Source organism: Streptomyces sp. NBC_01288, assembly GCF_035982055.1.
Lineage (GTDB): Bacteria > Actinomycetota > Actinomycetes > Streptomycetales > Streptomycetaceae > Streptomyces.
This window is the reverse complement of sequence record NZ_CP108427.1, coordinates 3,557,974-3,572,207: the sequence shown is the minus strand read 5'-3', so window position 1 is coordinate 3,572,207 and position 14,234 is coordinate 3,557,974. Positions and strand designations below refer to the sequence as shown.

Sequence of the window (14,234 nt, the reverse complement as noted above, 5' to 3'; positions counted from 1 at the left end):
ACAGCGAACATCGGGAATGCTTTAAAGCTCCGGAGGCGGAGATCCTTGATCACACGAACCGTCCCTCGATGCGGCACCTGGCCGGGCAGCTTACTCCCGAGCTGATCATCTGACAGCGTCTTTGCAGGTAAAACAATCAAAATGGGAAGCTTGTTCGAGGCTCGCGCCAAAGTGGCTCAGTGGAGCTGCGGAGTCGACCACCCCAGCCACTATGTACGCCTTCTCTGGGATCAGGTGGCTGATTGCTGTGCGCGCGACCCGGGCGTCGGCCGGGCTGGAGCGGGGCGGAGACAGGAGCGCAGGCACGGCCGGGGGTCGGGCCGCACGCGGGGAGCGGAGCGAGCCGCCTTGAAACCAGTAGAGAAGGTTGTAACTCAGTTGGTCGCGTGGGGTAGCGACGACTTGCAAGACCGGCCTGATTTCAGTGAGGAAGCGGACCACAAGAAGCCGGGGCGTACTGGTCTACTGAGATTCGCGGCGTGATGTCGCGACGAGATGGACGCTGAACTGCGCGGACTTGTCTTTCTCCGGCGGCAGCATGCCGGGATCATCGGTAGCCCGGAACCAGCTTGCGGTCCCGGTCCCTGTCACGCGAGCCAGTGATAGGGCAGGCGGAGGATGGCGGCCACTTCCTCGGCAACGACGGCAGCGTGGGAAGGAACCCCTCCCTCGGCAAGGCCGCGCGTCAGATGCAGATGCAGCGACTGCAGGGTCGCAATCGTGTTGAACGCCCACGGAGGCACCGGACCGTAACCGCCGGCCTCCAGCGCCTTGGTCACCACGCTCAGCCACCCCGTGGCCTGCTCAGCCGACAGGCCGGGCACGAGCAGGATGCGGCCGATCGCACGGGCCAGACGGGCATCCTCCAGCTGTACATACCGGTAGTCGACCGCAGCCGTCATCCGGCGGGCACACAGCTCCAGCAACTCCGCGCACCGACTCGGCAACGCCTGCGCGAACGCCGCAGCCGCGTCGGCGCCATGCGCGACAGCGTGCAGCCAGCCCAGGGAGTCGTCCCAGCCACGGGTGTCGCTCTCAGCCGGATACCAGGCGGTGAAGGGGGCATACCAACGCTCAGCGGCGGCCTTCGGCGCGGCGCCGGGCGCTGCCACCGCGCGCGCCAGCACGCATCGCAAGACGAGCGGCGCGAACGTCCGCGCCTGTATTTCGGGATGCTTGAAGCGACCCGCGGCCGTGTCTCCAAGATCCTCCAGGACCTCATCGAGATGGCCTTCATCTATCCAGTGCGCGGCGGCGGTATACGCCTGATCATCGCGGACCTTGGGGTCAGGGGAGACCAGCATGACTGACAGCTCATCACTGAGCCGGGACGCCGGAACGCCTTCAGGAAAGGGGAAGCCCTCGGCGGCGATCGACGACCAGGCGAAATGATCCATAGGCATCGCAACACCCTAATCACGGCCCTCCGGTCAGGGAAGAGCTGCTGGTGATCTTGGCGTGCTGTCGTCGGAGGAAGACAAGTCCGCGCAGTTCAGCGTCCATCTCGTCGCGACATCACGCCGTGAATCTCAGTAACGGACTGCCGTCGGTGAGTAGCCCTTGGAGAGCCGGCCCGGGAGCTCGTAGGTCAGGCATCAGCGGGCTCGGCGTGCCGTACAGCCCGCTTCGCCGCCTGCTCCACCTCATGCCGCGACATGGTCACGTCCTCGCGCGTCGCGTATTCGGTCACTGCGGCCTGGAAGTCCTCGGCTGCCGTACGCCACGCCTTCCACTGGGCCTCGTGCTCCTCACCGACAAGGCCGGCGAGTTGTTGACGGGCGTCTTCGGAGGAACGTTCCAGCTTGATCAATTCGTCGGGAATGTCTGCCATGGCCTGGATCTTAAGCCGCCGCCGGGACAGACCCGGGGATGCGGCTCGGACAACGGCAAGGTCTACAGGTGCGGTGACGACAGCGAGTGGCAACCGAAGGGTTGGATGTAGATCGACCACCGATTTGGTCAATGTCCGTGCTCAGCGCAGGGCCTCAATGGCCTTCACGATCAGAGTGCGAGCGTCCGCGCCGTACACGGCCATGCTGCGCAACCGCTCGAATGCCTTCGCGTACAGGGCGATTTCGGAGGGCTGGGTGACGTTCACCTCGGCGGATACCAGCTCGACGGAGACGTGCTTGTCGTCGTAGATGTGGAAGGTCCCCTCGGGCCAGTGTGTCCGGCGGATGGTCATGGGGATGACGCCGAGGGAGACGGCCGGAAGGGCGCCGGCGGTGAGGAGATAGCCGAGTTGCGCTGCCATCGCGTCGGGGTCGGCCACCTGGGAGTGCAGGACGGCCTCCTCGATCACCACGACGAAGCGGTGTCCCTGTTCGTGGATGATGCGGGAGCGTTCGAGCCGGGCGCGCGCGGCCTCCGCGCTGTCGTCGATGTCCAGGTCGTGGATGCCTGCGGCGATGCCGAGGACGGCGAGCGCGTAGCCCTCTGTCTGCAAGAGCCCGGGGACGATGCTGGAGGAGTAGATCCGGAAGGTCTGGGTCTCGCGGGACGCCTGCATCCTGCTGTCCTGGATGTGTCGCAGTCCGGCGCGGACCTGGTCGCGCCATTGCCGGTACATCGACTCGGCGTTGATGGACTGCACGACGAGATCCTGCGCTTGTCCGTCTGACCCGGTCGCGGTGCACCACCGTCGGATGTCGTTCGCGGATGGCCCGGTGAGGGCGTTCTCGACGCGTGAGGTTTTGGAGTAGTGCCAGCCGCACGCGGCAGCCAACTGTACGACCGTCAGGCCGGCTTCCTTGCGGAGGTCGCGCAGCCGGTGGGCGACGGCTTCACGTGCGGCCTGGGCAGACGAGGAGGGCGAGGCGGGCATGGGGTGGCTGCTGGTGCTTTCTGGTCAGTGGATCTGGTACTGGCCGTGCGGGATCGCGCGCGCCCATACGGCCTCGAAGGACTCAGCGCACAGCTTCGCGGCGGCTGGGTCCTCGGAGACCTCGTGGCCGATCATGGCCCCGTCGCCGGAGAAGTAGCCCCACCGGATCACCTGGTCGTCGAAGAGCCAGAAGTCGTTGCCCGGCAGGGCGATGTCCGAGGCGCGGCGGCGGGGCAACCAGCGCACCTGTTCCCCGGCGTGCACGTTGACGCCGGTGGAGGCGTGTTCGTAGCGGATGTAGTCCGTGACGGGTTCGGACACGATCCGGGCGCGCCGCACCGCGACGCAGCGCGCCACGGCAGAGGAGACCAGGTCCACCCAGGGTGCCCAGTCCGGCGATCCGGGGTCGGTGTCGAGCTGGCCGGTCTCCAGCCATGTCCCGAAGTCGTCAGCCTCTGCGGCCACCCCGTAGTGATCTCGCATCTCAAGGTGCACAGCGGAGCGTGTGCACTTGTCCATGAGTTCAGCGATCGTCGGAACGATCGAGGACATCGCACGCCTCCCTGATCATGTGCACCATCCTGGCAGGGACGCGGATCACGGCCTCGTCCACCGGAATACCGACGGCATGACCTGGCACTTCGAACGCGGCGCACTCTGCTTCGAGTTGGGGGTCGGGCTTCCATCCTTGGAAGACGAGTTCGCCCTTCTCCTGGTCGACCCATACGGTCGGTGAGTCCCCGGTCTTGGTGTCCGGGTCGACCCCGCTGAACCGTAGCGACATGACTGTCTCCATCCATGTGATGTGCAGTTCTTTGCGGCACGGTTCGGCAGATGGCGTAGCTGGTCAAGAGGCCGAACTCACCAAGGAACAGGGCTGGTTGGCATGAATGCAAAGATCTGCACATTGCTGGCATGGGCGTCCGTCGTGCTCTTAGCTTCGAGAGGCATGACGAGACCCGGCGACCTCGCGAACGGCCCCGGGCGTGGCCGACTGGGCAGGGGTCGACATGGTGAACCGCACCACCGCAGCATCCGAAGGTGCTGAGCGCCGGCAAGCTGATCGCCCTGACATCACCGTCATGCGCGAGACCGTGGGAATTCTGTTGGACCCCGATGCCGTGGCGCTGCCCCCGACGGCTGATGAGCTGGAGACGCTGACGCAGATGGTTCGGGGTCACCTGGAGCTGCTCATCCCTGAGGTCGAGCAGTCCGTCAGGCGGTTGAAGAAGGACAGCATCCCCCGTTACTGCGCGCTCGCCTGCGTAGGCGAGGCGCGGGGAAAGCTCCGTGCCGAGCCGATCCGCAGATTCGGCGTCGAAGTCGGCTATGCCCGACGCCTGGCACGCACCTCGAACGCTTTGTGCGACCACTACGAGAACCTCGGTGCGCGCCCGTGACTGCGGCCGTCGATGACACCTCGATGCGCTCCGCCGAGTGCGCGGTGGCCGCCCTGGACGGATACCAGGAACTGCACCACGAATGCCGTCAGACGAAGGACATCCCGCTGCCCCACGGGGCCGGCCTGGTTTTGGTGCGACGCTGCACTTGCCACACACAGATCGCGGGTGCGTCATGAGCCTGCGCTTCTGCCGCTACTGCCGCTACTGCGACGAGCCGATCACCGATCCCGACGACGCGGTTCACCTCTGGCACGAGGAGAGCATGAGCGGACCGGGGAGAGACGTGTGGGCACACCGCGAGCACGCTGACCTCGTCGAGCCGGACACCGCGCTGGTGCGCATCCTGGCGCGCGTGCTGATCGCAGAGCGGAGGAGGCCCTGAGCCGAACAATCCCGGCACGACTTTCGCCGACCTGCGCGGGTCGCATGCGGGAAGCGGTGAAGGCGCGTTCGAGGTCGGCCCGAATACCGGCGACTGCCCCATGACGGCCCAGGGGTCCTGAGGAAGGGGGAAACGCGCAGGTCAGGCCGTAAGGCAGGTCAGTACCGCTGGTTGAGATACCCCAGGAACTCGTCGTGCAGGATGCCGTTCGACGCCGCCGCGTTGCCGCTGTGCGGGCCCGGGTGGCCGTCGAGGCCTGTGAAGGTGCCGCCTGCCTCGGTGACGATGATCGCGGTGGCGGCCATGTCCCAGAGGGAGAGTTCGGGTTCGGCGCAGATGTCGACCGCGCCCTCGGCGACCATCATGTAGGGCCAGAAGTCGCCGTACGCGCGTGTGCGCCACACCTCGCGGGTCAGGTCGAGGAAGCCGCCCAGGCGGCCCTGGTCCTCCCAGCCGGTGAGGGAGGAGTACGCGAAGGAGGCGTCCGTCAGCTTCGAGACCTGGGAGACGCGCAGCCGGGACGCGGAGGACAGGCTGCGGCCGGTGTAGGCGCCGTGGCCCTTCGCGGCCCACCAGCGGCGGCCGAGCGCGGGCGCGGAGACCAGGCCGACGACCGGCTGGAAGCCGCCCTCCGCCGCCTCCATCAGGGAGATCAGCGTGGCCCACACCGGGACGCCGCGTACGTAGTTCTTGGTGCCGTCGATCGGGTCGATCACCCAGCGGCGGGGGCCGGTGCCCTGGGCGCCGTACTCCTCGCCGAGGACCGCGTCGCGCGGGCGGGCGCGCTGGAGATGGCCGCGGATCAGCTCCTCGGCCGCCTTGTCCGCCTCGGTCACCGGGGTCATGTCCGGCTTGGTCTCGACCTTCAGATCGAGGGCCTTGAACCGCGCGGTCGTCGCGGCGTCGGCGGCGTCCGCGAGGACGTGGGCGAGGCGCAGGTCATCGTGATAGTCGGCCATGCGTGAACCGTATCTTCAGGGGTCGCGCCGGGGCTACAGGGTCCGGTGGGCGAAACGGGAGGTGGGGGACCCCGGGGAGACCGTCGAGGGGGAACCCTCGCCGCGACCCCAGCCTCAACCCCCGCCCCAACTCCCGCGCGCAATGGCCGAAGTGCGCCCCCCGGCACCGCCGCGAACCCTTGACAGTGCTCCCGTGCGCGTCAAATCTGGGCGCAGAGCCGCTCGCCCCCGGGAGGCGAATGATGCCTGCAGCGCGGGAATCCCTGCTGGACGCCGCCTATACGGCGCTGGCGCGCCGGTCGTGGTCCACCGTACGGATGGTGGACGTGGCCGCTGCCGCCGGAGTGTCCCGGCAGACGCTGTACAACGAGTTCGGGAGCAAGGAGGGTCTCGCGCGGGCGCTGGTCAGAAGGGAGGCCGACGGATATCTCGTCGGTGTCGAGCGGGCGCTCGGAAGTCACAGCGACGCCCGCGAGCGGCTGACCGCGACCGCCGAGTGGACCACGTCGGCGGCCCGCGAGAACGCACTGGTACGAGCCATGCTCACCGGCTGCTGGAGCGAGCGGCTGCCCTCGCCGACCCTGTCCGCGGTGCCGTCCTCCTCCGCCGTTCCGGCCCAGCGCCGGGCCGACGGGCCGCTGCCCTCACCCGGTGACTTCGTGGCCGTCGTCCGCGACCGTGCCGTGGCGGTGCTCGCCGGACCCGGCGCGGCCAAACCGGACACCGCCGACCTGGCCCGGTCCTGTGAACTCGTCGTACGGCTGGCGCTGTCCTGTGTGGCGGCGCCGCCGGGGGAGGGCGGGGTCGGTGAGCTGGTGCGCGGTGCGCTGACGCCGACCCATCGGATCCTCGGGGCCTGAACTAGTGCGCGGAGCCCGACAGTTGGAGGCCGATCACGCCGATGATGACGAAGCTGATCGACACGATCTTCAGGGTCGACACCAGGTCGTCGAGGAAGATCATGCCGTAGATCGCCGTGCCGGCCGCGCCGATGCCGGTCCACACGGCGTAGGCGGGGCCCACGTCGAGTTTCTTCAGGGAGAGCGTGAGCAGGCCGAAGCTGCCCAGCGCGAAGGAGCAGAAGGCGACCGTCGGCCACAGGCGCGTGAAGCCGTGGGACAGCTTCAGGCACACAGCGAACCCGGTCTCCAGAATTCCGGCCACGACAACCAGCAGCCACGCCATTGTGCTGTCCTCCCGTTTGTCCGGCTCGGTGCGATTATGCACTTACCGAACTTGAGTCCCCACAAACACGCGGTGGTCAGCCGGTGATCAGTCGCCCTCTGTCCGCTCACGGGTGGCCAGCAGCCGCCGTAGCGAGTACAGCCGCTGCGGGTCCGCGTGACCGTCCGCCACCCACTGGTCCAGCGCGCAGTCCGGCTCGTCGTGGCTGCACGCGCGCGGGCAGTTCTCCGTGCCCGGTTCCAGGTCGGGGAAGGCCTTGATCACCCGGGACGGGTCCACGTGGTGCAGGCCGAAGGAGCGGACGCCCGGGGTGTCGACGACCCAGCCGGAGTCGTCGGGCAGCGGGATCATGCGCGCCGAGGTCGTGGTGTGCCGGCCGCGGCCGGTGACGGCGTTGACGATGCCGGTGCTGCGCCGCCGCTCCAGCGAGACCAGCGCGTTCACGAGGGTCGTCTTGCCGACGCCGGAGTGGCCGACGAACGCCGTGATCTTGCCGTCTAGCTGCTTGCGGACCCGCTCCACCGCGGTGCCGTTCTCCAGCTCCTCGCGGCTCGTGACGACGTAGGGGACGCCCAACGCGCCGTACATCTCCAGGAGTTCGTCCGGCGGGGCCAGGTCCGACTTGGTCAGGACGAGGAGTGGGTCGAGGCCGCCGTCGTAGGCCGCGACCAGGCAGCGGTCGATCAGGCGGGGGCGTGGCTCGGGGTCGGCGAGGGCGGTGACGATGGCGAGCTGGTCGGCGTTGGCGACGACCACGCGCTCGTACGGGTCGTCGTCGTCGGCCGTGCGGCGCAGCACGGAGGTGCGCGCCTCGATGCGGATGATGCGGGCGAGGGTGTCCTTGTCGCCGGACAGGTCGCCGATGATGCCGACGCGGTCCCCGACCACCGCCGCTTTCCGGCCCAGTTCGCGGGCCTTGACGGCCATCACGACCCGGTCCTCGACCAGACAGGTCAGCCGGCCCCGGTCGACGGTGACGACCATGCCCTCGACCGCCTCCTCGTGCTTGGGGCGGATGTTCGTGCGCGGCCGGTTGCCCTTGCGGTTCGGGCGCTGGCGGATGTCGTCCTCGTCGGTGTTCTTGCCGTAGCGACGCATGGCGTGTGTCCCCTACGCCCCATCGCTCCCGAGCATCCCGGTCCACAGGTCGGGGAAATCCGGAAGGGTTTTCGCCGTTGTCGCCACGTTCTCGATCTGCACGCCCTCGACCGCGAGGCCGATGATCGCGCCCGCGGTGGCCATGCGGTGGTCCTCGTACGTGTGGAAGATCCCGCCGTGCAGGCGGCGCGGGCGGATGTGCAGACCGTCGGCGGTCTCGGTCACGTCACCGCCCAGCTCGTTGATCTCCTTGGTGAGCGCGGCGAGCCGGTCGGTCTCGTGCAGGCGCAGGTGCGAGACGCCCCGCAGGGTCGACGGGGAGTCCGCCAGGGCGGCCACGGCCGCGATGCCGGGGGTCAGTTCGCCGACCTCGCCCAGGTCCACGTCGATACCGTGGATCGCACCCGAACCGGTGAACTCCAGCCCGTACTCGGTCAGTTCGCAGGAACCACCCATCTCGGTGAAGATCTCCCGCAGCCGGTCACCGGGCTGGGTGGTCCGGGCCGGCCAGTCCGGTACGACGACCTTGCCGCCGGCCACGAGCGCCGCGGCGAGGAAGGGCTGGGCGTTCGACAGATCCGGCTCGACCGTCAGGTCCCGGCCGAGCAGCGCGCCCGGGGTGACCCGCCAGACGTTGGGCTCGCCGCCCGACTCCGGGGTGTCCACCTGGGCGCCGACCGCGCGCAGCATGTCGACCGTCATCCGGATGTGCGGCATCGAGGGGAGCGAGGAGCCGATGTGGCGGACCTCCACGCCCTGGTTGAAGCGCGGGCCGGAGAGGAGCAGGGCGCTCACGAACTGGGACGAGGAGGACGCGTCGATCTCCACGGGGCCGCCGTCCAGCGCGCCTCCGCCGTGCACCGTCAGGGGCAGTGCGCCTCGGCCGTCGTCGTCGATGCGGGCGCCGAGGACGCGGAGGGCGTCGATCACGCCGTGCAGGGGGCGTTCGTACGAGCGCGGGTCGCCGTCGAAGCGGATGGGGCCGTTGGCCAGGGCGGCGACGGGGGGGAGGAAGCGCATCACGGTGCCCGCGTTGCCTACGTCGACCGTGGCCGGGCCGTGGAGGCCGGAGGGGATGACCCGCCAGAACTCGCCGGAGCCCTTTTCCGTGCCTACGCCCTCCTCGATGCCTACGCCCATCGCGCGGAGGGCGGCTGCCATCAGGAGGGTGTCCCGGGAGCGGAGGGGGCGGCGTAGCCAGCCTGGTTCGCTGGCGAGAGCGGCCAGGACGAGGGCGCGGTTGGTGACGGACTTGGACCCCGGGACGTGGACCGTCGCGTTGACGGCTCCGCGGGCGTGGGGAGCGGGCCAGAGGGCGGTTTGGTCGTTGTTCGGGGCCATGTGACCCACTGTATAAGTAGGCCGTCTTTCGGGTGCCGCGCCGTCGTGGCTGGTCGCGCCCGCGCGGCGGAGCCGCACATAGATACAGCCCCGCGCCCCTAGTGACTCGCCCCTTCGGGGCTTGTCACAGCTCCAGCAGCCATCGTCCCCCGCCTATTAGCGAGCACAGGGACACCAGGTGGAAAAGAAACAGCCATAGGCCCGCCGGTACGTGGGTCAGTCGCGCCAACTGGTCCGCGTCCGAGTCGCCCGCGCCGCCCCTTGACCTCTTTGCCTGGAGCTCGAAAGCCGGGCGGACTCCCCCCAGCAGCAAGAACCACACCACCGCGTACGCGAAGGCCGCCTGGACCTGGGGGCCCGTCAGCCAGGACACGAGCAGGAAGGCTGCTCCGCTGAGGATGACCGTGAGGGCGCCGTAGGCGTTGCGGATCATGACCAGCATGGCTATGAGGAGGAGGGTCGACAGCCAGAGGAGGAGGGTGATGTGGCCGGCGCCGAGGAGGGCCGCGCCGCCCAGGCCCAGGAGTGGGGGAGCGGTGTAGCCGGCGGCTGCCGTGAGGATCATGCCGAGGCCGTGCGGCTTGCCTCGGCTGACCGTGAGGCCGCTGGTGTCGGAGTGGAGGCGGATGCCGGTGAGGGTGCGGCCGGTGAGCAGGGCCACCAGGCCGTGGCCGCCCTCGTGGGCGATGGTGATGGCATTGCGGGAGAGGCGCCACAGGCCGTGCGGGACGACCACGGCCAGCGCGGCGACCATGGTGGCGATGACCACCCACAGATCGGGGTCGGGCTGGCTGCCGAAGACCTCGTCCCACAGGGCGCTGAACGAGGTGATTGCGGTGCTGTCCATTGGCGGCGGAGGCTCCCGTGGTGGTCGTCGAATCTGGCAGTCTGGCACGTATGTGCGGACGGTATGCAGCGAGTCGTGGGCCCGAGGATCTCGCAGGAGTCTTTGAGATCGAGAAGTGGGAGCCCGAGGAGGCTTTGGCCCCCGACTACAACGTGGCCCCGACCAAAGAGGTCTATGCAGTCCTCGACCGTCCACTTAAGGACGCGGACAGCCCGAAGCCGGTTCGCCAGCTGCGCAGGCTCAAGTGGGGCCTCGTGCCGAGCTGGTCGAAGACCCCCGAGGGCGGGGCGCGGATGATCAACGCGCGTGCCGAGACCGTGCACGAGAAGCCGTCGTACCGTCGCGCCTTCTCCACCCGGCGCTGCATCATCCCCGCCGACGGCTACTACGAGTGGGTCACCGCCAAGGACGAGCGGGAGCTGGAGGTCGAGGGAAAGAAGAAGCGGCAGCGCAAGCAGCCGTACTTCGTGCTGCCCGCCGACGGGTCGGTGTTCGCGATGGCCGGGCTGTACGAGTTCTGGCGGGACCGGACCCTGCCCGACGACCATCCGCTGGCCTGGTGGGTCACCTGCTCGGTGATCACCACCGAGGCGGAGACGACCCCGCTGGCGGTGCCCCCGGCCGAGGGGCCGCACACGCTGGCCGACATCCATCCCCGGATGCCCCTGATGCTCACCCCGGACCGCTGGGACTCCTGGCTCGACCCGTCCCGCACCGACCCGGACGACCTGCGCGAGCTGCTCGCCCCGCCGCCCGCCGGGCTGATGCGCGCGTACCCGGTGTCCACGGCCGTGAGCAACGTCCGCAACAACGGGCCGGAGCTGCTGAAGGAGCTGGAGGGGCCCGAGGAGGGCACACTCTTCTAGCGTGAGCGAGATCATTTCCAGCGAGACAGTTGAGACGGTCGAGACCGACGCGGGGGACGCCCGTGTCACCTGGCATACGGCCAAGAAGGCGCGGCTCGTCCTCGCCGTGAGTCATGGCGCCGGCGGTGGCATCGACGCCCGGGATCTGCGGGCCCTCGCCGCCGTACTCCCCGCGCACGGTGTCACCGTCGCGCTCGTCGAGCAGCCGTGGCGGGTGGCCGGGAAGAAGGTGGCGCCCGCGCCCAAGACGCTCGACGTGGGGTGGCGGGGGATCTGGGCGGCGGTCGCGAAACCGGGGCTGCCGGTGATCTCCGGGGGCCGTAGTGCGGGAGCCCGCGTGGCGTGTCGTACGGCTCTGGAGCTGGGCGCCGCCGCCGTTCTCGCGCTGAGTTTCCCGTTGCATCCGCCGGGCAAGCCGGAGAAGTCCCGGGCCGGCGAACTGCTCGGGGCCGGGGTGCCCACGCTCGTCGTGCAGGGCGGGAACGACCCCTTCGGGAAACCGGCGGAGTTCCCGGAGGGCGACTTCGGGCTGGTCGAGGTGCCGTACGGCGATCATGGGTTCGCGGTGCCGAAGCGGGCGGAGATCGGGCAGGACGAGGCGCTGGAGATCATCACGGGGCGCGTGGTGGAGTGGACTCGAACACTTGAGTAAGGGGCGGGAATGCCGGGGCCCTTACCACTGTTGTGGCGGACATAGAGAGTCGTAGAAAGGAAGTCCGCCGCATGGGTTCGACCTTCTGCCCGTCCCGTAGCAGCCGCTCCGACCTGGACTGGTCCGTGCTGCACGCGACCAAGGCCACGCCTATTGGGGCGGCGGGCGGACCGGATCGTCGTCTATCCTCCGATTCTGGTGGCATCGGCTTCGGCGCCACCCGGAATCTTGAGGAGGTGGGTCCGGTTCCCGGTACCGACGCAGGGACCGAACACGGCCAGGCGGAGCAGCCCGAGGGCCAGGGCACGAGCGAGGTCACACCGGAATCGACCTCGGAGCGCAGTGCGCGCTTCGAGCGGGACGCGCTCGAATTCCTCGACCAGATGTACTCGGCCGCGCTGCGCATGACGCGAAACCCGGCCGACGCCGAGGACCTGGTGCAGGAGACGTACGCGAAGGCGTACGCGTCCTTCCACCAGTTCCGCGAGGGCACCAACCTCAAGGCGTGGCTGTACCGGATTCTCACCAACACGTTCATCAACTCGTACCGCAAGAAGCAGCGTGAACCCCAGCGTTCCGCGGCCGAGGAGATCGAGGACTGGCAGCTCGCGCGCGCCGAGTCGCACATGTCGACGGGTCTGCGCTCCGCCGAGTCGCAGGCGCTCGACCACCTGCCCGACTCGGACGTGAAGGAAGCGCTCCAGGCGATCCCCGAGGAATTCCGCATCGCCGTCTATCTCGCGGACGTCGAGGGCTTTGCGTACAAGGAGATCGCGGACATCATGGGGACACCCATCGGTACGGTGATGTCCCGGCTGCACCGCGGCCGTCGTCAACTGCGCGGCATGCTCGAGGACTACGCGCGTGACCGCGGACTGGTCCCGGCCGGCGCCGGAGAGTCGAACGAAGCGAAAGGCTCGGGCTCATGAGCTGCGGAGAGCCGCACGAAACGGACTGCAGTGAGGTCCTCGACCATCTCTACGAGTTCCTCGACAGCGAGATGCCGGACGTCGACCGCGCCAAGTTCAAGCAGCACTTCACGGAGTGCTCGCCGTGCCTGGAGAAGTACGGGCTCGAAGAGGCCGTGAAGAAGCTGGTCAAGCGGTGCTGCGGCCGGGACGACGTGCCGACCGACCTGCGCGCCAAGGTCCTGGGGCGGCTCGATCTGATCCGTTCCGGGCAGGCCGTGCCCGACCACGACCTGACGGCCGCCCCGCAGGAATCCTGACCGTTTCCTGAACACGCGTCCTGAACGGGCGATCGTCACTCGAACGTGCTAATCCGCGGGTGATACGCCCGCGGCCCGCCCCCGACCGCCCTAGGCTCCTCGGCCTGGACAGGCATGGTCGGGGGAAGGGCGTCAGCCATGGAGGCGACACCGGCACGGGCACGTGCGTACGTCGTCTGTGTCGTCGCCGGCGCCTTGTGGTGCCTGCTGCCGCTGCCGACCGTCCACACACCCTGGTGGGCGGTCGCACTGCTGGCCGCGCTCTACGCCGGCTGCGAGCAGGTCGCCCGGCGCCGTTTCGCGGGCACCTTCTACCCGGTGCTGCTCGCCGCGGCCTTCCTCCTCCCGCCCCCCGCCGCCGCGCTCGTGCCGCTGCCGGGGGCGCTGTTCTCCCGCGTCGAGCAGGGCTCGCCCTGGCTGCGGCGCGGCTGGCGGGCCGCGCAGCTCGCGCTGGGCGTGTGGGCGGCGGCACGCGTGCACTGGGCGCTGGGCGGGCGCGACGCCGTCGTCGCGTCCGACTTCCCGTACGCCCTGGTGCCCGCCCTGGCCGCCGTCCTCGCCTTCTGCCTGGTCCTCACCGTGCTCGACGGCGGGATCCTCGCGCTGGCCGAGCGGATGCCGGTACGACGGGCCTGGCGAGGGCTGTTCCTACGGTCCCTGGCGCCCATCGGCGTGCACGGGCTCGCCGGGCTGATGATGGCCGTCCTGTGGCGCAGCCCCTACGGCCCCGTCGCCGCGCTGCTCGTGCTGCTGCCGATGGGGGTGTCCTGGTGGGTGTTCGCCCAGTACCACCAGGAGCGGGCCGCGCATCAGGCCACCATCCGCGCCCTCGTCCAGGCCGTCGACATCAAGGACGGGTACACCCGCGGGCACAGTGAGCGGGTCGGGCAGGCGTCGATGATGATCGCGCGGGAGCTGGGCATGGACGACTCCCGGGTGGAAGTGCTGCGCTTCGCCGGCATCCTGCACGACGTCGGAAAGCTGGGCGTGCCTACGCGCTTGCTGCGCAAGGACGGGCCGCTCACTCCCGAGGAGCGGCGGGTGATCGAACTGCATCCCGAGTACGGCCACGAGATGGTGCGCGGGATCGGTTTCCTCGGGGAGGCCCGTGCGGCTGTCCTGCACCACCACGAACGGCTGGACGGGAGCGGGTATCCCTACGGGCTGTTGGGGAGTCAGATCCCGGAGTCCGCGCGGGTAGTCGCCGTCGCCGACGCCTTCGACGCGATGACGTCCACGCGGTCCTACCGCCGGGCTCGGCCGGTGTCTGCCGCGCTGGAGGAGTTGTCGCGCTGTGCCGGTACGCAGTTCGACCCGTTGATGGTGCGGGCGTTGGTGCGGGCGTTGAGCCGGTGTGGGTGGCATCCCTCGGTAACAGCCGACGAGGTCCAGTCGTCCATTGTTTTCCCACCCAGTCCGCCCGTTTCCAGTGTGTTGAGGGGTTGACGA

18 protein-coding genes are annotated in these 14,234 nt (G+C 69.2%); 8 read left to right on the top strand and 10 right to left on the bottom strand.

Features of this window, described 5'->3' with window-relative positions; translation table 11 throughout:
• Positions 1-587: 587 nt before the first annotated feature.
• From OG194_RS15405 to OG194_RS15385, 5 genes are all read right to left on the bottom strand, one after another.
• Complete coding sequence (locus OG194_RS15405; RefSeq protein ID WP_327401419.1) at positions 588-1,397, bottom strand: DUF2785 domain-containing protein; 810 nt, start codon at positions 1,395-1,397, stop codon at positions 588-590.
• A 191-nt stretch (positions 1,398-1,588) separates the two neighbouring features.
• A complete protein-coding gene (locus OG194_RS15400) occupies positions 1,589-1,831 on the bottom strand; it encodes a hypothetical protein (protein WP_327401418.1) in 243 nt (80 codons plus the stop codon).
• Positions 1,832-1,972: 141 nt separating this feature from the next.
• Entirely contained in the window at positions 1,973-2,824 is an 852-nt protein-coding gene (locus tag OG194_RS15395; protein ID WP_327401417.1) for a helix-turn-helix domain-containing protein, read from the bottom strand.
• 24 nt (positions 2,825-2,848) lie between these two features.
• Positions 2,849-3,376, bottom strand: a complete 528-nt coding sequence (locus OG194_RS15390) for a DUF6879 family protein (protein WP_327401416.1) — start codon at positions 3,374-3,376, stop codon at positions 2,849-2,851.
• Entirely contained in the window at positions 3,348-3,608 is a 261-nt protein-coding gene (locus OG194_RS15385) for a hypothetical protein (protein ID WP_327401415.1), read from the bottom strand. Before OG194_RS15385 ends, OG194_RS15390 begins: the two co-directional genes overlap by 29 nt.
• A 202-nt stretch (positions 3,609-3,810) precedes the next feature.
• Between OG194_RS15385 and OG194_RS15380 the strand changes: the two genes are divergently transcribed.
• Both OG194_RS15380 and OG194_RS15375 read left to right on the top strand, forming a co-directional pair.
• The gene (locus OG194_RS15380) at positions 3,811-4,224 is read left to right on the top strand and encodes a DUF6415 family natural product biosynthesis protein (protein ID WP_327401414.1); all 414 of its coding nucleotides are present in this window, start codon (positions 3,811-3,813) and stop codon (positions 4,222-4,224) included.
• Between the two features lie 175 nt (positions 4,225-4,399).
• On the top strand, positions 4,400-4,609 hold the full coding sequence (locus tag OG194_RS15375) for a hypothetical protein (RefSeq protein WP_327401413.1): 210 nt from the start codon (positions 4,400-4,402) through the stop codon (positions 4,607-4,609).
• Positions 4,610-4,767: 158 nt separating this feature from the next.
• Here the strand turns inward: OG194_RS15375 and hisN are convergent, their stop codons facing one another.
• On the bottom strand, positions 4,768-5,568 hold the full coding sequence (gene hisN / locus OG194_RS15370) for a histidinol-phosphatase (RefSeq protein ID WP_327401412.1): 801 nt from the start codon (positions 5,566-5,568) through the stop codon (positions 4,768-4,770).
• Between the two features lie 239 nt (positions 5,569-5,807).
• Between hisN and OG194_RS15365 the strand changes: the two genes are divergently transcribed.
• Positions 5,808-6,428, top strand: a complete 621-nt coding sequence (locus tag OG194_RS15365) for a TetR/AcrR family transcriptional regulator (RefSeq protein ID WP_327401411.1) — start codon at positions 5,808-5,810, stop codon at positions 6,426-6,428.
• 1 nt (position 6,429) lies between these two features.
• On the opposite strand, the gene OG194_RS15360 is transcribed toward OG194_RS15365, so the two are convergent.
• The 4 genes from OG194_RS15360 to OG194_RS15345 form a co-directional block, all read right to left on the bottom strand.
• Complete coding sequence (locus tag OG194_RS15360; RefSeq protein WP_327401410.1) at positions 6,430-6,753, bottom strand: DMT family transporter; 324 nt, start codon at positions 6,751-6,753, stop codon at positions 6,430-6,432.
• Positions 6,754-6,840: 87 nt separating this feature from the next.
• Positions 6,841-7,851 (bottom strand): ribosome small subunit-dependent GTPase A, encoded by a 1,011-nt coding sequence (gene rsgA, locus OG194_RS15355; protein ID WP_327401409.1) that lies wholly within the window; start codon positions 7,849-7,851, stop codon positions 6,841-6,843.
• Positions 7,852-7,863: 12 nt separating this feature from the next.
• The gene (gene aroA, locus OG194_RS15350) at positions 7,864-9,192 is read right to left on the bottom strand and encodes a 3-phosphoshikimate 1-carboxyvinyltransferase (RefSeq protein ID WP_327401408.1); all 1,329 of its coding nucleotides are present in this window, start codon (positions 9,190-9,192) and stop codon (positions 7,864-7,866) included.
• Positions 9,193-9,316: 124 nt separating this feature from the next.
• Positions 9,317-10,039: a M50 family metallopeptidase gene (locus tag OG194_RS15345; RefSeq protein WP_266861988.1), complete on the bottom strand. Its 723-nt coding sequence runs from the start codon at positions 10,037-10,039 to the stop codon at positions 9,317-9,319.
• Positions 10,040-10,089: 50 nt separating this feature from the next.
• Between OG194_RS15345 and OG194_RS15340 the strand changes: the two genes are divergently transcribed.
• The 5 genes from OG194_RS15340 (at position 10,090) to OG194_RS15320 (ending at position 14,231) form a co-directional block, all read left to right on the top strand.
• Positions 10,090-10,905, top strand: coding sequence for an SOS response-associated peptidase (locus tag OG194_RS15340; protein WP_327401407.1), 816 nt, complete (start codon positions 10,090-10,092; stop codon positions 10,903-10,905).
• Position 10,906: 1 nt separating this feature from the next.
• Positions 10,907-11,557: an alpha/beta hydrolase family protein gene (locus tag OG194_RS15335; RefSeq protein ID WP_327401406.1), complete on the top strand. Its 651-nt coding sequence runs from the start codon at positions 10,907-10,909 to the stop codon at positions 11,555-11,557.
• A gap of 236 nt (positions 11,558-11,793) precedes the next feature.
• Positions 11,794-12,486 carry an RNA polymerase sigma factor SigR gene (gene sigR, locus OG194_RS15330; protein ID WP_327407085.1) on the top strand — a complete coding sequence of 231 codons (693 nt, stop codon included), beginning with the start codon at positions 11,794-11,796 and terminating at the stop codon, positions 12,484-12,486.
• Positions 12,483-12,785, top strand: coding sequence for a mycothiol system anti-sigma-R factor (gene rsrA / locus OG194_RS15325; RefSeq protein WP_327401405.1), 303 nt, complete (start codon positions 12,483-12,485; stop codon positions 12,783-12,785). The genes sigR and rsrA overlap by 4 nt, the downstream gene beginning before the upstream one ends.
• A 138-nt stretch (positions 12,786-12,923) precedes the next feature.
• A complete protein-coding gene (locus tag OG194_RS15320; RefSeq protein ID WP_327401404.1) occupies positions 12,924-14,231 on the top strand; it encodes an HD-GYP domain-containing protein in 1,308 nt (435 codons plus the stop codon).
• Positions 14,232-14,234 lie beyond the last annotated feature (3 nt).